Annotated in this window: 23 protein-coding genes and 1 pseudogene; 9 read left to right on the forward strand and 15 right to left on the reverse strand. The window is 72.7% G+C overall.

From position 1 onward, the window contains the following. The 10 genes and pseudogenes from ABTY56_RS21490 to ABTY56_RS21535 all read right to left on the reverse strand — a co-directional run. Positions 1-261, reverse strand: a pseudogene (locus ABTY56_RS21490) (hypothetical protein); the annotation flags it as partial. Between the two features lie 238 nt (positions 262-499). Next, the gene (locus tag ABTY56_RS21495) at positions 500-1,525 is read right to left on the reverse strand and encodes a CU044_5270 family protein (RefSeq protein WP_350630555.1); all 1,026 of its coding nucleotides are present in this window, start codon (positions 1,523-1,525) and stop codon (positions 500-502) included. Between the two features lie 56 nt (positions 1,526-1,581). Beyond that, the gene (locus ABTY56_RS21500; protein WP_350630556.1) at positions 1,582-2,220 is read right to left on the reverse strand and encodes an RNA polymerase sigma factor; all 639 of its coding nucleotides are present in this window, start codon (positions 2,218-2,220) and stop codon (positions 1,582-1,584) included. A gap of 209 nt (positions 2,221-2,429) precedes the next feature. Then, on the reverse strand, positions 2,430-4,043 hold the full coding sequence (locus ABTY56_RS21505) for a serine/threonine-protein kinase (protein ID WP_350630557.1): 1,614 nt from the start codon (positions 4,041-4,043) through the stop codon (positions 2,430-2,432). 200 nt (positions 4,044-4,243) lie between these two features. Then, positions 4,244-5,059 (reverse strand): ferritin-like domain-containing protein, encoded by an 816-nt coding sequence (locus ABTY56_RS21510; RefSeq protein WP_350630558.1) that lies wholly within the window; start codon positions 5,057-5,059, stop codon positions 4,244-4,246. Beyond that, positions 5,056-5,862, reverse strand: coding sequence for a ferritin-like domain-containing protein (locus ABTY56_RS21515; RefSeq protein ID WP_350630559.1), 807 nt, complete (start codon positions 5,860-5,862; stop codon positions 5,056-5,058). The genes ABTY56_RS21510 and ABTY56_RS21515 overlap by 4 nt, the downstream gene beginning before the upstream one ends. 211 nt (positions 5,863-6,073) lie before the next feature. Next, a complete protein-coding gene (locus ABTY56_RS21520) occupies positions 6,074-6,820 on the reverse strand; it encodes an anti-sigma factor (protein WP_350630560.1) in 747 nt (248 codons plus the stop codon). Beyond that, positions 6,817-7,401, reverse strand: a complete 585-nt coding sequence (locus ABTY56_RS21525; RefSeq protein WP_350630561.1) for a sigma-70 family RNA polymerase sigma factor — start codon at positions 7,399-7,401, stop codon at positions 6,817-6,819. Before ABTY56_RS21525 ends, ABTY56_RS21520 begins: the two co-directional genes overlap by 4 nt. A gap of 570 nt (positions 7,402-7,971) precedes the next feature. Next, positions 7,972-8,823, reverse strand: a complete 852-nt coding sequence (locus tag ABTY56_RS21530) for an aldo/keto reductase (protein ID WP_350630562.1) — start codon at positions 8,821-8,823, stop codon at positions 7,972-7,974. A 94-nt stretch (positions 8,824-8,917) separates the two neighbouring features. Beyond that, positions 8,918-9,895: an aldo/keto reductase gene (locus tag ABTY56_RS21535; protein ID WP_350630563.1), complete on the reverse strand. Its 978-nt coding sequence runs from the start codon at positions 9,893-9,895 to the stop codon at positions 8,918-8,920. Positions 9,896-10,093: 198 nt separating this feature from the next. Here ABTY56_RS21535 and ABTY56_RS21540 point away from each other — a divergent pair, with 198 nt between their 5' ends. Beyond that, on the forward strand, positions 10,094-10,984 hold the full coding sequence (locus ABTY56_RS21540) for a helix-turn-helix transcriptional regulator (protein WP_350630564.1): 891 nt from the start codon (positions 10,094-10,096) through the stop codon (positions 10,982-10,984). A 124-nt stretch (positions 10,985-11,108) separates the two neighbouring features. Here the strand turns inward: ABTY56_RS21540 and ABTY56_RS21545 are convergent, their stop codons facing one another. After that, positions 11,109-12,098 carry a helix-turn-helix transcriptional regulator gene (locus tag ABTY56_RS21545; protein ID WP_350630565.1) on the reverse strand — a complete coding sequence of 330 codons (990 nt, stop codon included), beginning with the start codon at positions 12,096-12,098 and terminating at the stop codon, positions 11,109-11,111. A gap of 94 nt (positions 12,099-12,192) precedes the next feature. Here ABTY56_RS21545 and ABTY56_RS21550 point away from each other — a divergent pair, with 94 nt between their 5' ends. Both ABTY56_RS21550 and ABTY56_RS21555 read left to right on the forward strand, forming a co-directional pair. Then, the gene (locus tag ABTY56_RS21550; RefSeq protein ID WP_350630566.1) at positions 12,193-12,591 is read left to right on the forward strand and encodes a VOC family protein; all 399 of its coding nucleotides are present in this window, start codon (positions 12,193-12,195) and stop codon (positions 12,589-12,591) included. Between the two features lie 178 nt (positions 12,592-12,769). After that, complete coding sequence (locus ABTY56_RS21555) at positions 12,770-13,321, forward strand: hypothetical protein (protein ID WP_350630567.1); 552 nt, start codon at positions 12,770-12,772, stop codon at positions 13,319-13,321. A gap of 120 nt (positions 13,322-13,441) precedes the next feature. Here ABTY56_RS21555 and ABTY56_RS21560 read toward each other — a convergent pair whose 3' ends face one another. The 3 genes from ABTY56_RS21560 to ABTY56_RS21570 all read right to left on the reverse strand — a co-directional run bounded on the left by ABTY56_RS21560 (position 13,442) and on the right by ABTY56_RS21570 (position 18,122). Next, positions 13,442-14,422 carry an AraC-like ligand-binding domain-containing protein gene (locus tag ABTY56_RS21560; protein ID WP_502893161.1) on the reverse strand — a complete coding sequence of 327 codons (981 nt, stop codon included), beginning with the start codon at positions 14,420-14,422 and terminating at the stop codon, positions 13,442-13,444. A gap of 147 nt (positions 14,423-14,569) precedes the next feature. Beyond that, positions 14,570-17,293, reverse strand: a complete 2,724-nt coding sequence (locus ABTY56_RS21565; RefSeq protein ID WP_350630569.1) for a helix-turn-helix transcriptional regulator — start codon at positions 17,291-17,293, stop codon at positions 14,570-14,572. Positions 17,294-17,450: 157 nt separating this feature from the next. Further along, positions 17,451-18,122 (reverse strand): TMEM175 family protein, encoded by a 672-nt coding sequence (locus ABTY56_RS21570; RefSeq protein ID WP_350630570.1) that lies wholly within the window; start codon positions 18,120-18,122, stop codon positions 17,451-17,453. Positions 18,123-18,442: 320 nt separating this feature from the next. Between ABTY56_RS21570 and ABTY56_RS21575 the strand changes: the two genes are divergently transcribed. Then, the gene (locus ABTY56_RS21575) at positions 18,443-19,165 is read left to right on the forward strand and encodes an SDR family NAD(P)-dependent oxidoreductase (protein WP_350630571.1); all 723 of its coding nucleotides are present in this window, start codon (positions 18,443-18,445) and stop codon (positions 19,163-19,165) included. A 121-nt stretch (positions 19,166-19,286) separates the two neighbouring features. On the opposite strand, the gene ABTY56_RS21580 is transcribed toward ABTY56_RS21575, so the two are convergent. Then, positions 19,287-19,901, reverse strand: a complete 615-nt coding sequence (locus ABTY56_RS21580) for a hypothetical protein (protein WP_350630572.1) — start codon at positions 19,899-19,901, stop codon at positions 19,287-19,289. Between the two features lie 548 nt (positions 19,902-20,449). Here ABTY56_RS21580 and ABTY56_RS21585 point away from each other — a divergent pair. The 5 genes from ABTY56_RS21585 (at position 20,450) to ABTY56_RS21605 (ending at position 25,413) form a co-directional block, all read left to right on the forward strand. Further along, complete coding sequence (locus tag ABTY56_RS21585) at positions 20,450-22,450, forward strand: LodA/GoxA family CTQ-dependent oxidase (protein WP_350630573.1); 2,001 nt, start codon at positions 20,450-20,452, stop codon at positions 22,448-22,450. After that, on the forward strand, positions 22,447-23,601 hold the full coding sequence (locus ABTY56_RS21590; protein ID WP_350630574.1) for a tryptophan 7-halogenase: 1,155 nt from the start codon (positions 22,447-22,449) through the stop codon (positions 23,599-23,601). Before ABTY56_RS21585 ends, ABTY56_RS21590 begins: the two co-directional genes overlap by 4 nt. After that, the gene (locus tag ABTY56_RS21595; protein WP_350630575.1) at positions 23,598-24,317 is read left to right on the forward strand and encodes a hypothetical protein; all 720 of its coding nucleotides are present in this window, start codon (positions 23,598-23,600) and stop codon (positions 24,315-24,317) included. The genes ABTY56_RS21590 and ABTY56_RS21595 overlap by 4 nt, the downstream gene beginning before the upstream one ends. Before the next feature lie 157 nt (positions 24,318-24,474). After that, positions 24,475-24,840 carry a hypothetical protein gene (locus ABTY56_RS21600; RefSeq protein ID WP_350630576.1) on the forward strand — a complete coding sequence of 122 codons (366 nt, stop codon included), beginning with the start codon at positions 24,475-24,477 and terminating at the stop codon, positions 24,838-24,840. Positions 24,841-25,152: 312 nt separating this feature from the next. Continuing rightward, positions 25,153-25,413 (forward strand): hypothetical protein, encoded by a 261-nt coding sequence (locus ABTY56_RS21605; RefSeq protein WP_350630577.1) that lies wholly within the window; start codon positions 25,153-25,155, stop codon positions 25,411-25,413. Positions 25,414-25,418: the final 5 nt, after the last annotated feature.

Here is a 25,418-nt window from a genome sequence, read left to right on the forward strand (position 1 = left end):
CTGGTCGGCTGACACGGCGATGGGTCGAACGGCGGCGACCATGCGCTCGAGGACGTCGCCGCTGCGTCCGACGGGGAGGAAGTGCTCGGGGGTGAGCCGGCTGGTGGGCAGGTGCAGCAGCATGGCGTTCGGGCCACCCGCGAGGTTGACGGCGGTGTTCTGGTAGCCCAGGACGTGTATGAGGCCGTGCAGGGGGTGGTGTTGCCGACCGCAGTACACGATCGTGCCGGAGAACGCGGCCTCACTCGTCGAGATGCACATGCCCGGCACGGTAGCGCCCGTCCGCGGGCGGGAGACGGGGAGGGCCTGCACGACGGCGCGCTCAGTCGTGCCGGAGTGCGTGGACACCCGGATCACCAGGTCCGGGTGGACGGTCATGGTGATCCGGGCGGAGCTCGGAGGCACCACCCCCGTGGCTGCCTCCGAGCTGCGCCGGCTGCTCAGGCGGTACGGGACGTCGGCGGCGGGCCTCCGCGTCGTCCTGCTGCCTGTGGGTCGGTCAGTTGGCGGGTTCGGCCTCCAGTTTGTCGACGATGGTCGAGGTGAGGATGGCCGAGGCGTACTCGTAGCCCTTGCCGTCGCCGGCGCCCAGGGACGGGTTGCCCGCGGGCGGGAGGCCGTCGGGGCCGGCGGGCGGGAGGTCGGAGAGGAGGACCTCGCGCACACCGAGGAAGGCGCCGGTGGTCTTGTCGAAGATCAGGGCCACGCGCATGGTGCCGTTGGTGCCGACCACCGCGACGCCGTGCCGGCCTGCCGCGTCCGCCTCGTCGGCGACCACGGCCGTACCCGGGATCTTCGCGGCCGCCTCCATGAGCGCTCCCGCGACGGCGGGCGGCGCCGCGATGTTCTGGAAGATCATCTGGACGTCCGCGAAGGCGAACTGGTTGGACAGTTTCGGGGTCATCGGCATCCCCGACACCCGCTTGGCGCGGTCGAAGGAGAGCAGTTGCTGCAGGAGCTGCTGCGGGTCGGTGGGCAGGGAGGCGACGTACTCGTAGGTCAGGGCCTCGAAGCTCGCCGTCCGCGGGGCGCCGGGGATCTCCGACAGCCTGGCGGGCCACGGACTGCGTCCGTTGCCCATCGTCGGGTCCAGGATCAGGCCGCCGGACCTGCCGTCGACCGGGAACCAGGACGTGCGTTCGTGCTTGGTCTCGCGGGCGCCGTCCTGGACCTCCCGCCGGTAGACGAACTGGTCGGCCCGGGCCCCGGGGTCGGGGCTGCTCGCGACGGCCTTGGCGGCGTGGGCGAGCAGGCTGGCAGGGTCGGCCGGCCCGGGCGCGGGCGAGGCCGACGAGGTGGGCGACGCCGACGGGGTGGGCGACGCGGACGGGGTGGGGGTGGGGGTGGCCGGGGCGGACGAGGCCGACAGGGTCGGCGCCGCCGGGGCGGCGTTGCCGTGGTCGCGGTCCGGGATGGCCACCACGGTGGCGGCCGCCAGCGCGCCGACCGCCAGCGGGCAGGCGACCAGCCACACCAGCCTGCGCCGCGGCCGCGCCGCGTTCGTCTCGGCGGCGATCTCACTCATCAGATGCTCCTTCAGCAACCGTTGGCGGCCGGCGGGGAGCATCTCGGGCGAGTTGTTCATCGGGTCTCCTCCTGCAACGACCGGGCGGCTTCGAAGCCGCCACCCCGTACCTGTCCGGTGGCGGGAGCGGGTTCCCGGAATGTCGCCGGCTCGTGGAGCTCGTTCTCGGCGAGCGCGCGCAGCCGGGCCCGTGCCCGGGACAGGCGCGAGCGCACGGTGCCCACCGGGACGCCGAGCGCCTCGGCCGCCGACGCGTAGTCGAGCCCCACCCACACGCAGAGCCGGAACACCTCGCGCTCGGACCGGCGCAGCGCGGGCAGTGCGCGGCGCGCGGCGGCCAGTCGGTCGCCGTCGTCGATCCGGGCGACCAGCTCGTCGGCGAAGTCCGGTACGGCCTCGCGCTCGTTCAGGCGCGCCATCGCCGCCCGGTGGCGCCGGGCCGCCCGCGCGGTGTTGCGCAGGACGTTGGTGGCGATCCCGAAGACCCAGGGGCGCAGGTCGTCGTCGCCCGCGTGCAGTTTGGCGCGCAGGCGCCAGGCCTCGAGGAAGGTCAGTGACACCACGTCCTCGGCGGCCGCCCAGTCCCCCAGAGTGCGCAGCGCGTAGCCGTACACGGCCTGGGAGTGCGCGTCGAAGACCTCGCCGAGCGCGCCCTGGTCCCCGGCGCGTAGGCGCGCCCGTTGTGACAGTTCCATGTCCTCCCCTGTCCGCAGGCCGTGCGGAGTTCCGTGTGAGCCGCGTCACGTGCGGGTGGCCGGCGGGCCGTCGGCCCGCTGCTGCTCCCGGTGATGAGCGGCGCCTGCTGTCGGTGGTGCACCGCTGTCAGTGGTGCACCGCTGTCAGGGGTGCACCGCGCCGGTGCCGGCCGTCACCCGTCCGACCGGCGGCGAACACCGTTGAAGTGTCAGGGGGCGGCGGTCACCACGTCGTAGACGTACTTCGCCATGTCCAGGCCGCGCGGTTTCGCGAGGGAGGGATCGGGCGAACCCGCGGTCTGCATCTCGTAGGACACCTGGACGAGCAGGTTGTCGATGCGGAACATCACGTGGGCGTACCCGTAGTCCTTGCCCCTCGGGTTGGACAGGCAGAGGTCGTCAGCGAAGTCGTGCAGCCGCGGGGCGCTCCCGTAGAAGTCGCTCGTGCGCTCCTTCTCGAAGGCTGCTGATCCGTTGGCGGCGGACGAGAACCGGATCATCTGGACGTCCACATCGGCGGCCCAGGGATGGTCGGACCAGTAACCCTGCGTGCTCCACCGGCATCCGTGTGACTCCAAGGTGCCGGTGAGGAGACCGGCACCGGGTACTGCGTTGTCCTCGCTGCCGGTGTCCATATCGGGAATGATCGTGCCGGATCGGCTTCCCACCTTGTCGCAGATCTTGGGGACCAGGTCGTACCGCACAGCGGCCGGCGGCGGGCTCGCACTGGTCGGCGTGCTCGGGCCGGGGGTCGGGCTCGCACTGGGAGTCGCGGACGGTGTGATCGCGGAGGGCGTGATCGGGGAATTCGCCAAGCCCGGCTGCTGCCCGGCGTTTCCTCGGCCCTGCGAGAGCACGTACGGAACAGCGACGACCGCCGCGAGCAGAAGGGGCGTCACCACGAACACGACTGTCCTGCGCTTCAGGAGCGGCCTGGACGGCGGGTCGAGCACCTCGGTGGGTAGAGCTTCTGTCCGTGCGCGATCGCCAGGCGGCGCGTTCTCGGCAGTGGCAGTGGCAGTGGCAGTGGCAGTGGCAGTGGCAGTGGCCGTGGCAGCTCGCAGTCCCGCGGCGGCGCCGGCCGCGTCGAGGCGCACGCCGGGATCGCGTGCCAGCAGGCCGGCGATCGTCGGCGCCAGCACCCCGGCGCGCGTCATCGGCTCGGGGTCCCGGGTCACGACCGCCACGAGGGCGGCTGCCACGTTGTCGGCGGCGTACGCCGGCCGGCCTTCGACGGCGAAGTAGAGCGTGGCGCCCAGGGACCACAGATCCGCTGCCGGACCCGGCTCGGAACCGGCCAGCCGTTCCGGGGCGACATAGCCGACGGTGCCGAGCAGCGCCTGCGTCTGGGGCACGGTGGCGTCGGTGACCGACGCGATCCCGAAGTCGGTGAGCACCGCTCGGCCCTTGTCGTCGATCAGCACGTTCTGCGGCTTGACGTCAAGGTGCAGGACACCCTCGTCGTGCGCTGCCGACAGTGCGTCGAGTACCTGTGCGCCGACTTCGGCGGCCTGCTGCGGACTCAGCGGTCCGCCGGCCTTGACCTCCTGGTCGAGGGAACGCCCGGCGATGAAACGCATGACGATCCACGGCTGCCCGTCCTCCTCGAGGACGTCGTGCACCGCCACGATGCCCGGGTGCTCAAGGCGGGCAATCGCCCTGGCCTCGCGCATCGCACGCGCCCGCAGTCTGGCCTGCTCCTCGGCGTCGACGCCATCCGGGATGTGAAGCGCCTTGACCGCGACCGTGCGTCGCAGTTTCCGGTCGTAACCCCGCCAGACGGTGCCCATCCCGCCCGCGCCGATCGGCTCTGACTCCAGCACGTATCGACCGTCTGCGAGGCTCCGTCGTCTGCTCACGGCCAAACCCTACAACGGCCAATTCATTGAGGTGAGTTGTCGGTGTGCCGATGGATCAGGGCGGCCATGTCCTCGTCTGTCGGGACGTGGGGGAGGTGCGTGCCCGGGCGCGAGGGGTGTCGAGTTCTCGCGTCCGGGCACGCACCCGTCTTGGGTCACCTCGTTCAGACGGTGAGCAGGGCGGGGGCGGCGGCCTTGTCGACGGGCAGGAAGTCGTCGGGGACGGGGTACTGGCCGAGCACGTAGTTGAGGACGGCGGCGTGCATGGCCTCGACGGGGGCGATGGTGGCCGCGGTGGCGACGCCGCCCGGGCTGGTGACGTTGTAGGTCGCGAACAGGTAGGTCTGGGCGGCCTGGTCCTCCAGGGACAGGGCGAGCCTGGCGACGGTGGCGACGTCGGTTGCCGCGCCCAGGGCCTGGAGCGTGGCGGGCTGGTTGGACAGCGGGACACCGGTGATGGCGGGCTTGCCGGCGCCGGTGAGCACCGCGTTCCACGCCTCGGCGTGGTCGGCGTGCTGGCCCATGGCCGTGGTGATGAAGTTCGCCACGGCCGGCGGGACGGTGCCGAGCTTTCCGGCCTTCGCGGCGTCGAGGGCCATCTGGTAGGCGCCGACGGCCTGGTTCTCCAGCGCGGTGGCCAGCGCGACGACCCTCAGGTCGCCGGTGTACCGGCCCGAAGCGGAAGCCGCCGTCGAACCGCCGGTGCTGTCGGAAGCCGGCGGGGCGCCGGTCGACTTGCTGCCGGAGCAGGCCGCCAGGAGCAGCGCGGCCGCCGCGCCGCCGGCTCCGAGCACGAAACGGCGCCGGCCGGCGTCGCGCGGCTCCCCGGCCTGCCGGGCCCGGATCTCCTCCGTCAGATCGCGCGCCGCCGTGCGCATGGCGGGCAGCGTCTCCTGGTGCGCCTCGTGCATCTCGCGCGTCAGGCCGGCGAGTTCGCCCTCGCCGATCGGCAGGTTCCAGCCGCTCCGGGTGGTGGTCACTTGACGGCCCCTTCGCTGATCGGGGAAGCGTTGTCGGTCTTGTAGAAGGCGTCGGGGAAGCCGACGCCGCCGGCCGCGGCGGGCAGCTTCGCCGGGTCGACCGGGATGGTGATCAGGTCCGCGGCGTTGCCCGCGAGCAGGGCCTGCACCGCGAGCAGGGTGGCCCGGTGCTGGGCCTCGACGGGGGCGACCGAGGCGAACAGCTTGCGCAGGTCGAGGTTGCCCACCTGGCCGACGTTCCTGGCGTACGTCTGCGCGGCGACGTCCTCCAGGGTGATCGCCAGCTTGACCACGTCGGCCGGGGTCCTGATGCCCGGCAGGGCCTGGTCCACCACGGCCTTGTACGTCGGGTCGGGGCCGTTCTGGGCCCGGCCGCCGGCCTGGGTGGCGGCGGCGTTGAAGGCCTTCGCGTGGGCCTGGTGCTGCTGGGTGGTCTTGGCGATGAACGCGGCCACCGTCCTGTTGCCGTCCTTGATGAACGGCAGGCCGGCGGCGGTCTGGTAGACGCTGATCACCAGGTTCTCGATGGAGGCGGCGGTCTGCAGCGCCATGATGTCGTCGGCCGTGGAGCCGGACGGCGAGGGGGTGTCGGCGACGGCGCGGCTGCCGCCGAGGAGCGCGACCGTGCCGGCCGCCGCGGCGATCAGGCCGCCGCGCTGCCACCAGCGGCGCTGCGCCGGCTCGGCCGCCTGGCCGAAGTCGTCCAGCGCGCCGTGCGTGATCCGCAGCGCGTCGCTGTTCAGATCCTGCGACTGCTCGGTGAGTTCCTCAAGCAGCCGGGTGTCGATGTGCTCTGAAGGCATCGTTTTCCCGTCTCGGGCGGAGCCCGCCGCTCGCGGGCTCGTACGTCTGGCCTTCGGGGCCGCTGGGGGACCGGCTTGCCCGCTGAGTGCGGGATTCACCCGGGAGAGTGACCAGGCCGTGAGTGTCCGGATCCGCCGTCGGCGACGCCGGTCGCGCACCGGTTGCCCGGCCGGCGGCGGGCCGACCGGGAGACGGCTGGGCGCGCTGGGCTCAGGTGAAGGGCAGCAGCAGTACCGGTGTCGTGCTGGGGTGCGGCGAGCCGCCGGCGGGTTCCACGGTGACGCCGACGCCCCTGGCCTCGTCCAGCGGACCGGTGAGCAGCAGGGTGCCGTTCCCGCCGGGGAGGAGCCCGGCGGGCCTCATCGTCCCGGCGTCGTCGAACCACAACTGGTAGGTGGTGCCCGGAACCGGGGCGGGCAGGCCCGCGGCGAGGAAGGCCGCGCGGTCGCGGCTGGGCGACCACACCACGGTGCCCACGCCCCCGCCGGCGGTGGCACGGCCGGTGGTGGTCCGGGTGTCGGGCGCCGTCAGCAGGTCCGTGACCCGGTCCTGCCGGAGACTGAGCGCGGTCGCCCGGGCCCGGGCCCGGTCGGCCTCCTGGTGCTGCTGGACGGCGAGACCGCCGGCCCCGGCCGCGACCGCCAGGCAGGCGGCGAGCGCGAGCTTGGTCCAGCGGGGTGCCCTGCGCCCGGGGCGGGGGTCCGGCCCGGGGGCGGGCGCGGTGTGCGGGGCCTCCTGCCGGATGGTCGGCAGGGCCGCCATCACGTTCGCCTTCAGCGTCGGCGGCGGCACCTCGGACTGCGCGGTGCCGAGCCGTGCCAGGGTCGCGGCGAACTCGGCGACCTCCCGGGCACAGGCCGGGCAGCCGGCCAGGTGGCGTTCGAACTCGGCGTTCTCGGCCGGGTCCAGGGCGTGCGCGGCGTACGCTCCGGTCAGGGTGTGCGGGTCGGTGCTCATGCTTCCACCCCCAGGCAGTCCCGCAGCCGGATCAGTCCGTCGCGCATGCGGGTCTTGATCGTGCCCAGCGGCACACCGAGGACCTCGGCGACCTGCGGGTAGGTGTAGCCGCGGTAGTAGGCCAGCGTCAACGACTCCCGCTGCAGTTCGGTCAGCATCCTCATGCACCGCCGGACCTGCTCGCGTTCGAGCCTGCCCTCGACCTGCTCGGCGACCTCGTCGAACGCCGGGGTGTGAGAGGCGTCGGCCGCACGCCGGTCACGGTCGGCGGCGGCCTGCGCCGAGCGGACCCGGTCCACCGCGCGACGGTGGGCGATGGTCAGCACCCACGGCATCACCTCGCCGCGGTCAGCCCGGTAGCGGGCCGCAGTGCGCCACACCTCCAGCAGCACCTCCTGGGCGACCTCCTCGGACTGCGCCGGGTCGCACAGGACGCGCCGCACCAGGCCCAGCACCGGTCCGGCCACCACGTCGTACAGGCGGGAGAACGCGTCCTTGTCCCCCAGGGCGATCCGGGTGAGGAGGTCCTTCAGATCGGGTACCGGCCGGCCCGGGCCGGTCAGGTGGACGACGGCGTTCATCCGACCACCCCGCGGACGTGGTGGGCGGGCGGCGAGCCCGGCGGGCGGACGGCGGACATCACGGGCCTCCCATGACCACGGCCGGGGCATCCCGGCGAGCTGAACGGAACCGCTGACACCTGTCGTTCGAAGCGGCCGGGCCACCGGATTGGTCCCGGGCGGTCCGGGCAGCGGTAAGTGCCCCGCCGCCGACGCCGCGACCCTCCACAACGGCACGTACGACAACGTCCTCGGGCCCGGCGAACTGAACCCCGCCCTGCCCCAGGAAGCCACCGCACCCGCCCTGTGCGGCGCGCTCGACTGACCACCTGCCCCAGCAGCCGGGTCTCCGGCCGCACCGGCTGCCGCGGACGACCCCCGAACTGCTTCGCAGTCGGAGTCGGACCGGGGGCCAGGACGATCGGGGGACCGGACTGGAAGGCGAGCGCGTGCCCCGAAGCGGAAGCGAACCCCCGTCGAAACCCTGGAGGCTGCCGCGTGGCACGACAGGAACCCGCGCGCCGAACGACCCTGGAGAGAGGGCGTTCGGCGCGCGGGTTCGGCGAGTTCGGCGAGCTGAGCCGCTCCGGCTCAGCTGTCCAGACGGCGCTTGCTGAGCCAGGCGACCATCTCGGGGTCGTGGTGGTCGAAGAACAGGGTCCTGCCGGTGTCGAGTTCGGCGATGGCGGTCAGCTGGTCGTCGGTGAGCCGGAAGTCGAAGACGTCGATGTTCTGCGCCATCCGGTCGGGGTTGACGGACTTGGGGATGGTGACGACGTCGCTCTGGATCAGCCAGCGCAGCACGACCTGGGCCACGGACCTGCCGTGCGCTTCGGCGATGCCGGCGAGGACGGGGTTGGTGAACAGGCCGTTCCTGCCTTCGGCGAAGCCACCCCACGCCTGGTGCCGGACGCCGTGCTCGCGCATCAGCGCGTGGAACTCGGCGCGCTGGAAGAAGGGGTGGGTCTCGATCTGGTTGACGGCCGGGACGACCTCGTTGTTGAGGATCAGGTCCAGCAACCGGTCGGGGTAGAAGTTGGCGACGCCGATCGCCCGCGCCAGGCCCTCGCGGTTGGCGGCCTCCATGGCGCGCCACTGGCCGTAGACGTCGCCGAAGGGCTGGTGCATCAGGTACAGGTCGACGTGGTCCAGTCCGAGCTTGGCCAGCGAGGTCTCCAAGGCGCGGCGGGTGTTGTCCTGAGCCGGCGCGTCCTGGACCCACAGCTTCGTGGTGACGAACAGCTCCTGGCGCGGGATGCCGCTGGTCCTGATCGCGCGTCCGACGGCTTCCTCGTTGCCGTAGGCGGCGGCGGTGTCCAGCAGCCGGTAGCCGGCTGCGAGGGCCTCGGAGACGGCCTGCTCGGTCCTGTCCGCCGGGATCTGGTAGACGCCGAAGCCGAGGATCGGCATCCGGACGCCGTTGTCGAGGGTGACGTGCTGCACGGGGAATCTCCTGGAGGAGCTGGTGGTCGGGAAGACGGCGGAGCGATGGAACCCGGATCGGTGGATGCCGGGGAGGTGGGTGGTGCTCACGGCGTCATGAGCGCTCCATCATCCGCATGCCGGCTTCGTTGTGGGTGTCGCCGGCGGCCGGGGGGAGGGCGCTGAGGCGGGTGAGCTGGTCATCGGTGAGGCGGACGGTGTCGCTGCCGGCGTTCTCCTCGACGCGGGACACGCGGCGGGTACCGGGAATGGGTGCGATGTCGTCGCCCTGGGCCAGCAGCCAGGCCAGCGCGACCTGTGCCGGGGTGACGGCGACCTCGGCTGCGACGGCGGCGACCTGGTCGGCCAGGCGCAGGTTGTGCCGGAAGTTCTCGCCAGTGAAGCGCGGGTTGTCGGCGCGGAAGTCGTCCGGGTCGAACTGACCGGTGGAGCGGATCGCGCCGGTCAGGATGCCCCGCCCGAGCGGGGAGAAGGGCACGAAGCCGATGTTCAGTTCCCGCAGCACGGGCAGCACGTGGGCCTCGGGGTCACGGGTGAACAGCGAGTACTCGGACTGCACCGCCGTGACCGGGTGGACGGCGTGGGCGCGGCGGATGGTGTCGGGTCCGGATTCGGAGAGGCCGATGTGCCGGATCTTGCCCGCGGCGACCAGGTCGGCGAGGGCCCCGACGGTCTCCTCGATGGGCGTGCCCTGGTCGACGCGGTGCTGGTAGTACAGGTCGATGTGGTCGGTGCCCAGGCGGGTGAGGGAGCCCTCGACGGCGGCGCGGATGTTGGCCGGGCTGCTGTCGGTGGGCCCGGGGAGGCCCGTGTGGGAGACGAGGCCGAACTTGGTGGCGAGCACCGCGCGGTCACGGTGGCCCTTGAGGGCGCGGCCCACCAGTTCCTCGTTGGTGTAGGGGCCGTAGACCTCGGCGGTGTCGATGAGGGTGATGCCGAGGTCCAGGGCGCGGTGGATGGTGCGGACGGACTGGTCGTCGTCGGTGCCGGCGCCGGTGTAGCCGTGGGACATGCCCATGGCCCCCAGGCCGATGCGGGAGACGTCGAGGTCGCGCAGGTGGATGTGCTTCACGGGGGAGTCCTGTTCGTTCGCTGGTGGGGTCGGTTGCCGGACGCCGGACGCCGGACGCCGGACGCCGGTCGCCGGGTGCCGGCGGGTTCCATGTCCTTCAGCCAACACCGATCCACGGGTCGGTGGGGCCGCCAGGCAGACCCTGACGAGGTCCCCCACGCCCGGGTCCCGCGGGGAGCCCGGTCGTAGGGTCGGAACATGGACCGACGCAGCGAGATCCGCGACTTCCTCACCACCCGCCGGGCCCGCGTCACCCCCGAGCAGGCCGGCCTTGTCCTCTCCCCGCTCTCGGGCGCGCGCCGCGTACCGGGCCTGCGGCGCGAGGAGGTCGCGCAGCTCGCCGGCGTCAGTGTCCCGTACTACACCCGCCTGGAACGCGGCGACGCCCGCGGGGCGACCGACGCCGTCCTCGACGCCATCGCCCGCGCGCTGCTCCTCGACGACGCCGAGCGCGCGCACCTGTTCGACCTGGTCCGTGCGGCCAACGCCGCTGCCGCAAGTGCCGCCGCCCCGCCCCGGCCCGCCCGGCAGCCCGTCCGCCCCGGTCTGCGCAACCTTGTGGAGACGATCAGCGGCGTCCCGGTCTACATCCGCAACGGCCGCCTCGACCTGCTCGCCGGCAACACCCTCGCCCGCGCCCTGTTCGCCCCCGTCTTCGACAGCCCCGCCCGCCCCGCCAACTCCGCCCGCTTCACCTTCCTCGACCCCGCCGCCCCCGCCTTCTACCCCGACTGGGACGCCGTCGCCGACCAGATCGTCGCCACCCTGCGCGCCGAAGTCGGCCGCAACCCCTACGACAAAGCCCTCTCCGACCTGATCGGCGAACTCTCCACCCGCGGTGACACGTTCCGCCAGCGGTGGGCCCGCCACGACGTCCGCCACCACCGCGCCGGCGCGAAACGCATCAACCACCCCCTGGTCGGCCCGCTCACCTTCAGCTACGAGACCACGCAGCTCACCGCCGACGACGGCCTGTACCTCATCTTGTGCAGCGCTCCTGCCGGCAGCCGCGACGCCGAAGCCCTCGACCTCCTCGCCAGCTGGAACACCCCGCACCCTGCGGAACAGGAACAGGCCACACAGCCCTGACGCCTGCGCCTCGCTGAGCCGGACACGGCTGTTCGAGGGTTCCGCGGGCGAGGTTCAGGTCGACCGACCACGCGTGCGGCTCGGCCGCGGGATGGCCGAGCAACAGAGGACGCCTTCCTCGCAGTCAGGCCTGACGGGCGTAGGACGCGAGGCGTTCGGCGAGCGCGGTGACGAGGTCGCGCAGTTCGTCGGGGCGCTCGATGACGAACGGCCGGTCGAGTGCGGCGAGCAGCGGGGGCAGCCAGTCGAGCCGCTCCGCCCGCAGCTCGACGCGCAGCCAGCGCTCGGCCGTCCGGTCCTCGCCCGCCACGGGCGCGTGCTCTTCCAGGGTCGCGACGCTGGCGGGAAGGTGGGCGCGGACCTGTTCGACCGTTCCGTGGATCCGCAGGGTCACCTCGTGCCGGTACTCGGCCGTGGCGAACGCCGACAACACGCGCTGGGCCGGATCGGGACCCGCGGGCGTTTCGAAGGAGCCGGGCAGGGTCCGCACGTCCGCGATGCGATCGAGCCGGAAGGTCCGGTCCTGGTCGATCCGGGTGTCCTTGCCCGTGACGTACCACCGGCCCGAATGGGCGACGACCCCGTACGCGTGCAGCGTGCGTTCGCTGAGCCGTCCGTCGCGGTCGGTGTAGCGGATCGAGACCGGTCGGCGGTGGCGCACCGCGTCGGCGATGGTGAGCAGGACCTCGGCGTCCGGGGTGTCGAAATCTCCGGGCTGGTCCGTGAAGGCGAGAGCTTCCAGGAGGGTGTCGAGCCGGCGGGCGATGTGCTTGGGCAGCACCCGCCGGATCTTTGCCGACGCCGTCTCGCTCGCCGCGCGATCCGTCGTCGTCAAGCCTGCTCGGCGGCCGGCGATCAGGCCGAGCAGCACGGCCAGCGCCTCGTCGTCGCTGAGCATGAGCGGAGGCAGGCGATGCCCGGGGGCGAGCCGGTACCCGCCGTAGCGGCCGCGCACCGATTCCACGGGTACGTCCAGGTCGATCAGCTGGTCCACGTACCGCCGCACGGTGCGCCCTTCGACGCCGAGCCGGTCGGCGAGTTCGGCCACCGTCCGGATGCCGCCCGACTGCAGGAGCTCCAGGAGTGTGAGGACGCGGCCGGTGGGTCGAGGCATGTGCAGAAACCTACCGTGAATAGAGGACCGATTCTGTCCACTATTTCTCCTAGCCTGCGTTGTGCACGCCTCCAGTACAGCCAAGGAGATTCCGATGGACTTCGTCTCGATCCGCATCATCACCAGCGACGTCGCACGCCTCGTTGAGTTCTACGAACGAGCCACCGGGGCGCAGGCGACGTGGGCCACCGAGGACTTCGCCGAACTCAGGACCACGGGCGCCACCCTCGCGATCGCCGGCACCCGCACCGTCCCGCTGTTCGCCCCGGGCTCCGCCCGCCCGGCGGACAACCACAGCGTGATCACCGAGTTCCTCGTCGACGACGTGGACAGCGTCTACCAGAACCTGACCGCCTTCGTCACCGACTTCGTCACCGAGCCCACCACGATGCCCTGGGGCAACCGGTCGCTGCTGTTCCGCGACCCCGACGGCAACCTCGTCAACTTCTTCACCCCCGTCACCCCGGCGGCCATCGAGAAGTTCGCCCGCTGACGCCACGCGCGGCCACTCACCGGGAGTCCTGAGGTCCCAGGGCTCCCGGCGAACACGGCCTTCGGCAGCGGTTCGATCGGCTGCGTGGCTGATCGCGCGGCGATCGCGACTCGATGGGCCCTCCGATGCCGGCGCAACGCCGGACCGGCCGAGCGATGAACACTCGGCCGGTCCGGCGTTGCGCCGGGTTCTGGCTCAGGCAGGCGGACCGGAACTGCTGGCCGACGAGTTGACTGGGACGGATCTGACCACGCTGCTGCTGGAGGTCTTCCGTCGCCGCGCCGACCGGCTCACCCCGGCCGAGGTGATGCGGCGCTATCGCACCGACCGGTTCGTGACCCCGGCCCCGACACGGTTCGAGCACGTGCGACGAGCCGAAGACTTCCTGCTCTCGGCGCTGCCGGATGACTTCCAGATGCTCACCCTGGCTCCGCTCGTACCCCTGGCGGCGCATACGGCGGTGGCGACCGTCGACCCGCGCAAGGTCGTCGCCACCATTCGCGGCAGCGAGGTCGCGGCCGACCCGACCAACGCCCTGGCCCTGGAGGCAGCCCAGCGGTGGTCCCAGGCCCTGGCCGCCGATCCCCGCTCGGCCGTGCCGGTCCGGATAGCCGCCAGCCAACGAGTCGTGCGTGCCCAGCACTTCGACGCGCCCGGCATGCTCGCCCACTTCCAGCTGTTCGCCCTGGTGACCAGCGCCTCACCGGAAGCCGCAAGGAACGCCTCCTGATCAGCGGATTCGGCGTCGACCGACTCGCCACCACGCTGACGCCACCCACCGACACCGAAGCATCGTCTCCGGGCCGGGCCGATTAGCCGCGCCGGTACGCCGGTACGCCGGTACGCGACATCACGTGCCGACCGTGGACGGACCCGCTTCGCCGGGGGCTGCAGGCCGGAGCCGGGCCGTGGCCTGCCATTCACGCGGGGACATGCCGTACGTCGTCCGGAAGGACCGGCTGAAGTGGGAGGGGCTCACGAATCCCCACTGGTGGGCCACCGCCGACACGGCCCGCATGGTCCTGGCCGGACGGGACAGTTCGCGTCGGCAGCGTTCCAGCCGCTCGCGCTGTACCCAGCGGCTGACCGTCGTTCCCTCGGCGTGGAACAGCTTGTGCAGGTAGCGCACCGAGATGTGATGGGCTTCGGCGATCCGGGTGGGCGAGAGGTCGGGCTCACCCAGGTGACGCAGGATGTAGTCCTCGATACGGGCGAGCATGCCCCGCGCGGCCTGCGGAGCATGCTGGTCCGGCGCGCCCCGCAGGCCCTGACGCTCACGGACCAGTACCGCCAGCAGGTCGGCGGTGGTCAGGGCGAGCCGGTGTCCGGTGCCGGGGTCGAAGTCCGCCGCCTGTGCCGCGAGCCGGTTCAGGTAGCCGGCGATCAGTCCGGAGGTTCCCGAACTGCCGTTGAACACCGTCCCCGTGATGGCCCGCAACTCGTCGTCCGTCACACCGAGGGCGGCCTTGGGCAGCCGGAACGCGGTGAAGCGGACGTGTTCGGGCTGGTCCCGCTCGTAGGGACGGCCCGCGTCCGAGCAGGTGAAGCTGCCCGGTCCCACCAGCGCCTGCCGCCCGTCCTGAGTGAGTCGGGCGGTGCCCAGGTGCTGGAGGGTGACCGTCAGGAACTCCGCACCGCCCTGGGAGATGCGGCGCCTGCTGCGTGACACGGTCTGCGGGCCCGCCTCGACCTCGGATATCTGGAGCGGTCCGAGCCGCCGGCTGGTGATCGTTCCGACCGGGGAGACGCCCTCGTGCGCGATGAGGTCGAGCGGGACGAACGTGCCGGACACCAGTGCATGCCAGTGTCCGGCACGGTCGCGCGGTGACATCGCGGGGGACGGGTGCCGGGGCGCGGACGGGGACGGGTGCTGGGGCAGGGTGACGGACATGAAGGGCTCCGGGCGCTGTGCGGGTGGTTCCTCCACCCACTCTCGGGCCGATCGGTGCCTCAGCCATCCGTCACATGACTTGCGTCGTCACAGGCCGGGCCCGGGGCCGGTCTCCCGCTCCACGACGTCGCGCAGCTGGCTGCGCGAGGTCACGCCGAGGGCCGGAAAGGCCTGGTAGAGGTGGGTCCCGACGGTCCTGGGCGACAGGAACAGCCGCTCGCCGATCTCCCGGTTCGTCAGACCCTGCGCCGCGAGCCGTACGATCCGCTGCCGCTGGGCGGTCAGGGAGCGCAGCGCGCTGTGCCGGGGCGTGTCGACGGTGATACCCGCCGCCCGTAGTTCCGACTCGGCACGCGCCGCCCAGTGGCCGGCGCCCAGACCGTCGAAGATCTCACGGGCCTTCGTCAGGGCCGTCCGGGAGTCCGTGATCTGCCGCTGCCGCCGCAGCCACTCGCCGTACTCCAGCCAGACCTGGCCGCGTTCGAACGGCCAGCGCTGGCCGGCCGGATCCTCCAGTGCGTCGCGGAAGTGCGCCCCGGCGGCGTCCGGTTCGGCCAGGAGCGCGGTGGCCCGGAGCAGGATCTGCCGCAGCCGCGCCGATGCTCCGGCGCCGACCGCGGCGGTCACCTCCGTCAGGGCGGCCCGCGCCTGCCCGGCGTGGCCGGTGAGGACGGCGGCCGCTGCGTGGTCGGCGACCGCGTAACAGGACAGGTGATAGTGCACCGGTGCTCCCGAGCTGTCGAAGACGGAGCTCAGGTGCAGGTGGGCGGCGTGGTGGTCACCGAGGGCGGTGGCGGCGAGCGCGGCCGCCCGGCGGGCGCGGACCACGGTGGCGAGCGCCCGGGCCGGCTCGGTGACGGCCAGGGCCGCCGAGGCGTGGCGCAGCGCCGTTTCGGGTTCGCCGGTCACGGCGCACACGGTGGCGAGGGCGGTGAGCGCCCGCGCCGAGCCGAGGTTGCGGTGTCCGGCCAGGAAGCGTTCCGCGAGCCGTTCGACGCCGAGGCGCGCGTCGGCCCACCGGCCGCAGTCGAAGTTGGCCCAGGCCAGGTCCGCGGCGGTCATTCCCCCGTGGAAGTCGGCCGCGTCCTCCCACTGCGGGTTGACCATGTCGCCGAGCAGGCTCACCGCCGTCTCGGTCTCGTCCAGCAGCATGCCGAGGACGCCGAGGGTGTGGGTCTCGGTCGGGATGAGGCCGGGTGCGGCGGCGACCGAGGGCAGCAGGGCGCGTACGGCGTTCCCGTGGACGAAGGGGTCGGTGACGCCGATGTCCCACAGGTGGAAGGGCCGGCCGGCCGCGTCACCGTCGTCCGCCGCCCGGGCCGCCAGCATCGGCCGGATCCGCTCCCGCTGGGCGGCGATGCCCGAGTGGTAGACGATCCCGGTCGCGATGGTGGACACGTCCTCGGCGAGCCGTCCGGTGGCCGGCGGTTCCTCGCCGACGACGAGGGCGAAGGCCCGTTCCAGGCGCAGCATCAGCATGGCGATCAGCCCGTTCAGGGCGGTGATCCAGCTCGTCGCGGCCGGATCGAGAGCGAGGTGCGAGGCTTGCGCGCCGAGGGCCTCGGCCCGGTCCAGGTCCCCGACCAGGACGGCGGTGTAGGCCGCGGTCGACAGGAGTCTGGCCCGTTCGCCCGCGTCCGGATGGAGCTGGGCGGCCCGTTCCAGACCGGCCAGGGCTTCGGCGACGGCGCCCCGTCCGAACGTGCGCATGGCGGTGGCCTCCAGGGTCGCGGCGACCGCGGCGTCGGGGGCGACGGTCGCCGCCGACAACTGCCAGGCCCGCCGGTCGGGGTCGCCGCCGAGCGCGGCCGCCAGTGCCAGGTGCGCGCGCCGCCGCTCGGCGAAGGGGACGGCGCCGTAGACGGCGGAACGGACCAACGGGTGGCGGAACTCGATCCGGTCCGCCCGCACGTGTATCAGCCCCGCCTGCTCGGCCGGCAGCCACACGTCCAGGTCCGAGCCCGGCGGCAGTGCGGCCAGGACGTCCGACAGGGCCGCGCCTTCCGCCGCGGCCGCGATCAGCAGCGCCTCGCGGGTGGCCTGCGGCAACCCGTCGGCCTGGGCGGCGAAGGTGCTCTCCAGCAGGTCGGTGACCGGCACCGGCCCCACGGGCGGGAGCCGACCGTCCCGCGCCGTCTGTCGGGCCAGCTCGATGAGGGCGAGGGGGTTGCCGGCGGCGGTGGCCAGCACCTGGCGCCGGGCCGGGCCGACGGGCGGATCGGGTTGCGCACCGAGCAACTCCTCCGCCTCGGCCGAGGACAGGGCGGCCACCACCACCTGCGGCACCGTCGAGTCCAGCCAGTCGGGCCGGCGGGTGCCGCGGACCGCGACGAGCAGCCCGATCGACTCGCCCGCGAGCCGTCGGGCGAGGAAGCCCAGAGCCTGGCAACTTCCCTGGTCGAGCCACTGGGCGTCGTCGACGACGAGCAGCAGCCGACCCGCGGACGCGATCTGGGAGGCGAGCGTCAGCACGGCCAGGCTCACCATCATGGGGTCCGGTGGGGCGAGGTCCTCGCCGAGCCCGAAGGCACCGAGCAGTGCGGCCCGCTGGCGGGCGGGCAGGCCGTCGACCCCGTCGTCGAGGACGGGCAGCAGGAGCTGGTGGAGGCCGGCGAAGGCGAGTTCGCTCTCGGCGACGCTGCCCCGCACCCGCAGGACGCGGGAGCGTTCGCGTTCGGCCTCCTCGACCGCGGTGTCCAGCAGCAGGGTCTTGCCCACCCCCGCTTCCCCGAGCAGCAGAACGGCGGGCGACGCCGACCGAGGGGAGAGCGCTTCGGCGATGACCGCCCGCTCCTGTTGACGACCGATCATCATGGAACTCCTGAAACCGTGTGACGAAGACGAGACCGTCGGCCGTTCGAACGAACGGACGGGGTACGTCACCGCCGGAGCATATCCGCAGCACGGCGGCGGCGGATTCGGCACGAATAGCGGCCCCGTGGACCGGACGGCCACGGTCCGACCGAAGTCAGCGCGGCGTCACGGGAGTTCGTCGGACGGGTGCCAGCTGGTCGAAGCAGTAGTAGACGGCGAGGAGGGCATGCGTGGCGAGCATGGCGACGGGGCTGAGGAAGGCGATCCCGATCGTGGCCAGGTAGGCCAGGCCGCCGAGGCTGAAGCGGCGCATCGCGGCGTTCACGTCGGCTCGGGGGACGGGGGTGTGGAGGGCGCGGGCGTCGCGGGTGAAGGAGAGGAACAGCAGGCTGAAGGCGAGGCCCATGGCGACCATGGTGGCCGCGTAGACGGCGGCGGCGGTGTGGGCGTCGGTGTCCCCCGCGGTGAGGTAGGTGGCGAGCAGGCGGGTGGGGTAGGGGATGACGGAGACGGTGAGGAGGAGGAAGAGGTTGGCGAAGAGGGTCCGCCGGTCGACGCGGCGCGCGAGTGCGCACATCGCGTGGTGGTTGATCCAGATGATGCCGATGACGAGGAAGCTGACGAGGTAGGCGAAGTAGGAGGGCCACTGGTGGGCCAGGGCCCCGGCGAGGCTCTCGCCGTGAAGGCTGTCGGGTTCGGGAACGTTCAGGTCCAGGACGAGCAGGGTGATGGCGATGGCGAAGACGCCGTCGCTGAAGGCCTCCAGGCGGGCGGTGCTGAAGCCGGTGGCGTCCCGGCGGGACGGATCGGGTGCGGTGGTGTTCATGGGCTCTCCGGTGGAAGTTCGATGACGCCGGTCGGTGACAACTCTCCCGGTGGGGCGGGCGCACGCCCGCCGGGGTGATGTCGGCGGTGTGTCAGGCCACGTGCCACCGACGGCCCTCGCCGCCTGGCACGGGGTGAAGTCGGCGCCCTCCTGCCGACAGGTTCCCCCTCCTCTTCAGGGAGCAGATTGTGACGTCCACACTGCCGCCCTCCGGCGGTCTGCCGCCGCTCCCTTCCGGCGGCGGCGCCCGGGCCGAACCTCCCGTCCGTACGGTCCGAGGCCGCCGGGATGATCCGCCTCCGACGGGGAAGGGGACCGCCATGGACACCACCGGCACCTCCGCACCGATCTCCCTCGTCACCGGCGCCAACCGCGGCATCGGCCGCGAAACCGCGCGCCGACTCGCCGAACTCGGTCACACCGTGCTGCTCTGCGCCCGCGCCCCGCAGGCCGCCGAGGACGCCGCCGCCGACCTCTCCCGCAGCCGCGGCCTGCGCGGCACCCTCCTGCCCCGCACCCTCGACGTCACGGACGCCGCCGGTGTCCTGGAGCTCGCGCGCTCGGTCGACGCCGAGTACGGCCGCCTCGACGTACTGATCAACAATGCGGCGATCAACTACGACCCGGGCCGCCGGGCCGTCGACGTCGACCTCGACGAGGTGCGCCGCACCATGGAGACCAACCTCTACGGCGCATGGCAGGTCGCACAGGCGTTCGTCCCGCTGCTCCGCCGCTCCGCCCACCCGCGGATCGTCAACGTCTCCAGCGAGAGCGGCTCCCTCGCGTCCATGGGCGGCGGCACCCCGGCGTACGGCGTCTCCAAGGCCGCCCTCAACGCCCTCACCCGCACCCTGGCCGGCGAACTCCGCTCCGACGGCGTGCTCGTCAACGCGGTCTGCCCGGGCTGGATCGCCACCGACATGGGCGGCGCCGGTGGTGCCCCCGTCTCCACCGGCGCCGACAGCGTCCTGTGGGCGGCCACCCTCCCCGACACCGGCCCCACCGGTGGCTTCTTCCGCCACGGCCGCCCGATCCCCTGGTGACCACCCCGTCGGCCCGTGCGCCGCGGCCGCCGGATGCGGCAGCCGCAGGCCGCCCGGCCCCTCGGCCCTTGCGTGGGACAAGGAACGCTCGACGGCCGGCGGGCGCACTACCGGTCGGGCATCAACCGTCGAAGTTGGACCAGAAGATCCCGACGCCCGTACCGTGCTCGTCCCGGCCGACCAGGATGCTGTTCGACGTGAAGTCACAGGTGGGGAAGACCAGGGCGTTCGCGCCGCCCACCGGGTCGACGACGACGTCGATCACGGGGGTCCGGGAGCCGCTCTCCTGCTGCGCCGCGAACTGGGCCACGGCATGGGCCTCCGGGCTGTCGGCGTCAGTGAAGCCCGCGGTCTGGTGAAGAGCCCTGCCGATGGCCAGGTTGTCCGGGGTGCTGGAGTAGATCGCCGAGGCGTCCTCGCTCAGCATGTTGACGTCGTCCGACGCCTCGTCCCAGCTCGCATCCACCAGTGCCTGTGGGGTGGTACCGCCGGCGACCAGCGCGACCGCGGTGACGGTGGCGCCCCGCTCGTCGTCCCAGTCGTACGCCAGATAGACGTCGTGCAGCCCGTCGGCGATGACGGAGAACGTGTAGAACTCGGCGCCGTCGAGCCCGGCCACCGCCATCCCCCCGCGACTCGACAGCCGCCCCGCCAACGTGAACTCGCCCTGGTACCCGGGCCCGCCATCCGGATCGTTCGCCGTCAGAACTGCGTCGATCGCTTCGATCATCATCATGCCGGGAAGTGTGTCACCCACCCCTGACAGGCCGGTCGTACGGTGCCGTCCAGCCGCACGGCCACCCGCCCCCGCTGCTGAGCGCGTGCCGCAACTTCACGGGCCACTGGCGTGCTTGCGCCCGGCGTTCAGGTGAGTTCGCCGGGCCCGGGGTTGGGCGGTCGGCGTGTCGGGCGATTCCTTCGGGTGCGACCCGATATGGAGGTGGCGCGAGATGCCCGTGGCACCGGACCAGGCGTCCTGGGAGGCCGGGAACCACGGTCCGACGGATCGGCGGGACGGTCCTCACCGTGATGCCGGCCGACGGCGGGCGACCTCAGCTGCAGGGTGCAGCGCCGGGTCGTGAGGGCTGCCGGCGCGGCTGCCACGGCGGCCGGTGCCGTCCGCGTTCACCGGCCGCGTCGATGCTCAGGTGGACAGCGCTGCGTCGACGACGCCGCGCGCGCTTGCTGCGTCCCGCTGAGGGCCGGGCACCCGCCGAGTCCGTCTGCCGGCGGCCGGCCCGTGCGCTCCCTCCCACCTGCTCACGAAAGGAACAAGAGAGCCCGATGACCGACGACATCGCCTACGCGAAGATCCACCCCGCGATCGGGGTGGCCCGCATCGGCAACAGCACCCGCGCGGACGGCTGGTACTACGGCCCCGAGACACCCGCGCCCGAACCCGCCCCGGTCGGCTTCTACAAGGACGAGACCGGCGCGATCAAACGCCAGGCCGCCCGGTTTCGGATCTACGGCTACGACAGCTCCGGCCGGGTGGTGCGCGAGCTGAAGCCGTCCGAGGCCGGCGTGGAGGTCGAGTGGGCCGTGCACGTCGCCAACCACAAGGCGGCCTGGTACAACTTCGACCTCGCCCTCGACATCCCCGACATGAAGGGCAAGGCGTCCCTGCGCCGCAACAGCAAGATCGGCGGGGCCGACCGCCGGCGGCTGGTCATCGACCCCGGCCGCAAGACCCTCGCCCCCGGGAGCAAGGAGCACGTGGAGTTCAGCGGAGGCACCTTCCTGGGCGTCGACGTGCCGCTGGGCCGCATGCAGGCCGACGAGGAGGGACGGCTGGTCGTCCTCGGCGGCAGCGGCACCTCCGGTGCGCCCGGCGGCGAGGAACTGCACTCCTTCGGCAACAACGACGGCTGGTACGACGACACCTCCGACGGGCCGGTCACCGCCACCCTCAAGCTCAACGGCAAGGCCGTCGAGGTCAAGGGCGCCTGGGTGGTGGTCGGCCCGCCCAACTACGCCCCCGACGTGAAGACCCCGCGCACCCTGTGGGACCAGCTGCACGACGTCTTCCGGCCGCAGAAGCCGGTGGGCGCGACCGAGGAGGTGCTGTTCGAACGCGACATCAAGCCCATCCTGCACCGCTTCTGCGAACTCCAGTGGGTCAACAAGGGCTACGCCACCCACCACGGCTTCGGCGGACCCGAGGACTTCATGGCCCCCGCCCTGCTGGCGCGACTGGCCAGCACGGCCGAGCGCAACCGCGAGCTGCGCCGGCAGGTGTACACCGCGATGCGCGACCACGAGCGGGACGGGCTGTCGCCGCAGCCCTGGCCGTGGTTCTACGGCGACGGCATGGCCAGCAAGCCCAAGTCGCCGCTGCAGTACATGACGCTGTCCGACACCCAGATCGAGCAGTTGGAGAAGTGGGCCGCCGGGGAGTTCGGCACCACTGCGGTGCCCGACTTCCCGCGCCGCGTCGAGGACGCCCCGGTACCCGAGCAGCCCGGGCTGCTGGACCGCGCCGCCCTGGACTTCTGCCTCGCCGACGCCTTCCACCCCGGCTGCGAGGTCACCTGGCCGATCCGGCACACCACCATGTACCAGGAGCCGCTGCGGATCCTGCACCGCCCCGAAGGCCAGAGCGAACCCGACTACGGCCCGCAGCTGAGCGCCGAGCGGGCGCTGGGCGCGGACGGCCCGCTGCACGCCCAGGGCCCCGGCGACCTGACCCGCTGGATGGCGATCCCGTGGCAGACCGACACCGCCAGCTGCCGCTCCGGCTACGAGTTCAACGCCCTGCCCAAGGGCCGCTACGACCCCCACCTGCCGACCTTCTGGCCGGCCCGGGTGCCCAACCACGTCCTCACCGAAGCGGACTTCCGGATCGTCAACAAGGACGGCGGCGAGGCCGGTTCGGAGGAGGAGCGCCAGGACGCGTTCGCCCGGCGGGCGTCCTGGCTGCGCGGCCTGCGCGGCGAGTACAAGCAGCAACTCGCCCAGGCGGCAAAGGAATGGCACCTCTTCGGCATCGTGGAGACCCGCCGCTACACCGTCGGCGACGGCAGGTTCCCCGAGTTCGTCCAGGTCGAGTCGGTCCCCGGCTTCCCGCTGGAGGGCGTCTCGCCCGACCGCAACCTGGTCACCGTCCACGTCCCGGAGACCACCGCCCTGGACGCCGCCGCCTACGGTGGCGTGCTCGCCGAGGTCGTCGACCGGACCGGCTACAGCGCCGAGGAGATCACGGTCGGCTACATCGACAAGCTCGACCCGTTCGGCGAGGAATCCGCCAACGGCGGCGGCGCCCGCCCTGCCGACGGCACCACGTGAGGTCCGCCGTACTCGCCGCACCCGCCGTACTCGCCGCGCCGGCCGCCCCCGCACCGGCCGGCGCCCGCTACGACGTGGTCGTGGCGGGCGCGGGCCCTGCGGGTGCGGCCGCCGCCATCGCCCTGGTCAGGGCCGGCCGAACGGTGCTGCTCGCTGACGCCGGGCGCGGCCCGGACCCGGTCGGCGAGGCACTGCCCGCCGCCGCCCGGGTACTGCTGCGCGACCTCGGCGCGGACCGCGTCCTGGCGGAAGGCCACCTGCCCTGCCAGGCGAACCGGTCCGCCTGGGGTGGCCCCGCACTCGGATCGGTGGACAGCATCCTCGACCCGCACGGCCACGGCTGGCACCTCGACCGCAAACTGTTCGACCGTCAACTGCGGGAACAGGCAGGGGCGCAGGGCGCGGAGCTCGCCGCCGGAGCGGTGGCCCGGCCGCCGGACCGCGCGGCGGACGGCGGGTGGTCCGTGGAGCTGCGAAACGCGGCGGGCAACAGTACGGTCCGCTGCCGGTGGATCGTGGACGCCACCGGCCGACGCGCCTCCGTCGCCACCGCGTGCGGAGCGCGACGGCTGGTCCGGGACCGGCTGGTCGCGGTCCACCTCACCCTCGGACCCGCTCCGGCAACCGCCGACACCACCACCACCGTGGAGGCAACCCCCGACGGCTGGTGGTACACCGCCCCACTGCCCGACCGCCGCCGCCTGCTGGCCTGGTACACCGACGCCGACCTGCCCGCCGCCCGGACCGATCTGCCGACCGGCCTGACCGCCACCCGGCACATCGACTCCCTGGCCGCCCGGCACCCGTGGCCCCCCGGTGCGGCAGCCCGCCGCGCCCCCGCGCACACCGCCCGCCTCGACACCGTCCACGGTGACGGCTGGACAGCCGCCGGCGACGCCGCCGTCGCCTTCGACCCGCTGTCCTCGCAGGGCATCCTCACCGCCCTGTTCACCGGCCTGAGCGCCGGTCAGGCCGTCCACGCCCACCTCGGCGGCGACCCGCACGCCCTGGCCGGCTACGCGCACACCGTCGCCGCCGTCCGCACCACCTACCTGCGCAACCACCGCACCCACTACGCCGCCGAACAGCGCTGGCCCGAGCGGCCGTTCTGGCACCGCCGGCACAACCCGACCCACGAGGAGACCCCGTGACCACCGCACCCATGCCCGACACCGTCAGCGCCACCGCCGACCGGCACGGACACCGCTTCCTGCTGATCGGCAAGAAGACGATCTTCAGCTACCACCTGGGGCTGTACTACGTCCCGATCCACGCCTTCCAGATGATCACCAGGTTCGGGCTGCCCGACGGCCTGCGCGACACGTACCTGGCCGACCTGGCCGCCCACGAGGACCAGCAGGTCTACTACTCGCTGTTCACCGAGGGCCACTGGCCCCTCCAGGACATCGTCGACGGCAAGCGGACCTCGCTGCCGGTCGAACTCGAACGCGTCACCGTCGACGCCCAGGGCAACCGGACCTTCACCCCGATCCTCGATGCCGTCGACGTGACCTGCCGCAAGGAGGACGTCGTCCACTACCGGCCGCTCGACCCCGAGGCCGGCTACCCCGACTTCGTGACCGCCCTGTCCTTCGGCCAAGGCGACGAGGTACACCTCACCCACCGTCTGGCAGGCGCCCCGAACTGGGACGAGGTCATCACCACCGTCAACCCCCAGGGCTTCCAGCCCGGCGACCTCACCCCCGCGGCGACCGTCACCACCACGGTCAAGGACCCCCACGGAGCCGCCCCGAAGAGCCCGCTGACCACCGGCACCCGCTACGAGGGGAAGATCGGCGACCGCACGGTCGCCTTCACCGCCGGACGCCAGGGCTGGTGGAACAACACCTCCCTCAACAAGAAGTAACCCCACGGCACCGCCCGCAGGAGCCTCACCGGCTCCTGCGGGACCCGGCCGGCGCCACGCCGCTCCGCGCCGCCTCGAACCACCGGCGGATTCGGGCGCCGGGTGCCCCGGTCCCGCCCGAGTGTTTTTCATCGACCACGAACGGATGGAGTCCACCATGACCACGTGTCACCCCGCTGTCTGGACCCGCACGCACGCTGTGGCAGCCGCCTCGGCGGCGGCCCTGGTTCTTCTTGCGCCCGCAGCCGCGCACGCCGACTCACACGAGCGGACGGTCGGCCAGCACCGTCAGGGGCTGCGCTTCGTCTGCAACACCGTCAGCGCAACGTTCCCGGAGGGCCGGGCCGTCGGTTCCGGCAACTGCACCTCGCCCGTCGGCAATGGCCCCATCTATGACAGCTTCGTCCTCGCGGACAGAAGCGGCGAGATGGCGGTGTTCTGTTCCAACGTGCTCGTTCCCTCGGGGCAATCGGATGCCCCGGCCCGCATTGTCGGCTACCAGTGCGTCCCCATCGATGAGTGACAGGCTCGCAGGGCGCCGGGAGCGGGACTGACTGTCGCGACGCTCGGTGGCGCTTCCGTGCAGATTTCGGGCGGTCAGGGGCGGGGCGGTTGCTGCGGCGTCCTGTGCGAGGCCGCGGTTGGCGGGGCCCGTGTCGCCGACTGGCCCGGGCGCGGAGGGAGCTGTGCGGCGGCGGAGCGGCTGCGTTCGGACGGCGCGGGGCGTGTCGTGACGGGTGCTGCCGGAGCGCGTCCGGGCCCGGCCTGTATGTGTCGTTTGAGCCCGAAGGGTCGGGCGCCCGCGTGAGCGGGGTTCTTGGAGAGGAAGACGCAGATGCCGAACGGACTCGACCTGTGGAGTCAGAACAACCAGCTGGGGGGCAACTTCTCGGTGGAGACACCGGACGGGCACGGACGCGTGACGCTGGAGTCGCCGTTCAAGGCCTATGGTGCCACCAACCTTTCGGCGTACGACGCCGAGCTCTACGCGGGTCAGGACCAGTCCGGTGAGCCGCTTGAGACCGTCGGCCGCGGGCAGACCGCGCTCTTCCCGCGAGGGCAGAACATCGGATCGGTCAACTTCGTGCAGGACTGAGCGCC

This window comes from Kitasatospora sp. NPDC097691, from assembly GCF_040302665.1.
Taxonomy (GTDB): domain Bacteria; phylum Actinomycetota; class Actinomycetes; order Streptomycetales; family Streptomycetaceae; genus Kitasatospora.

Bases quoted from the DNA above. Each gene is read 5' to 3' on its own strand.
- ABTY56_RS21495 (WP_350630555.1), bottom strand. From the start codon at position 1,525: ATGAGTGAGATCGCCGCCGAGACGAACGCGGCGCGGCCGCGGCGCAGG.
- ABTY56_RS21500 (WP_350630556.1), bottom strand. From the start codon at position 2,220: ATGGAACTGTCACAACGGGCGCGCCTACGCGCCGGGGACCAGGGCGCG.
- ABTY56_RS21515 (WP_350630559.1), bottom strand. From the start codon at position 5,862: ATGCCTTCAGAGCACATCGACACCCGGCTGCTTGAGGAACTCACCGAG.
- ABTY56_RS21520 (WP_350630560.1), bottom strand. From the start codon at position 6,820: ATGAGCACCGACCCGCACACCCTGACCGGAGCGTACGCCGCGCACGCC.
- ABTY56_RS21525 (WP_350630561.1), bottom strand. From the start codon at position 7,401: ATGAACGCCGTCGTCCACCTGACCGGCCCGGGCCGGCCGGTACCCGAT.
- ABTY56_RS21540 (WP_350630564.1), top strand. From the start codon at position 10,094: ATGGACCGACGCAGCGAGATCCGCGACTTCCTCACCACCCGCCGGGCC.
- ABTY56_RS21545 (WP_350630565.1), bottom strand. From the start codon at position 12,098: ATGCCTCGACCCACCGGCCGCGTCCTCACACTCCTGGAGCTCCTGCAG.
- ABTY56_RS21550 (WP_350630566.1), top strand. From the start codon at position 12,193: ATGGACTTCGTCTCGATCCGCATCATCACCAGCGACGTCGCACGCCTC.
- ABTY56_RS21560 (WP_502893161.1), bottom strand. From the start codon at position 14,422: ATGTCACCGCGCGACCGTGCCGGACACTGGCATGCACTGGTGTCCGGC.
- ABTY56_RS21565 (WP_350630569.1), bottom strand. From the start codon at position 17,293: ATGATCGGTCGTCAACAGGAGCGGGCGGTCATCGCCGAAGCGCTCTCC.
- ABTY56_RS21570 (WP_350630570.1), bottom strand. From the start codon at position 18,122: ATGAACACCACCGCACCCGATCCGTCCCGCCGGGACGCCACCGGCTTC.
- ABTY56_RS21575 (WP_350630571.1), top strand. From the start codon at position 18,443: ATGGACACCACCGGCACCTCCGCACCGATCTCCCTCGTCACCGGCGCC.
- ABTY56_RS21580 (WP_350630572.1), bottom strand. From the start codon at position 19,901: ATGATGATGATCGAAGCGATCGACGCAGTTCTGACGGCGAACGATCCG.
- ABTY56_RS21585 (WP_350630573.1), top strand. From the start codon at position 20,450: ATGACCGACGACATCGCCTACGCGAAGATCCACCCCGCGATCGGGGTG.
- ABTY56_RS21600 (WP_350630576.1), top strand. From the start codon at position 24,475: ATGACCACGTGTCACCCCGCTGTCTGGACCCGCACGCACGCTGTGGCA.
- ABTY56_RS21605 (WP_350630577.1), top strand. From the start codon at position 25,153: ATGCCGAACGGACTCGACCTGTGGAGTCAGAACAACCAGCTGGGGGGC.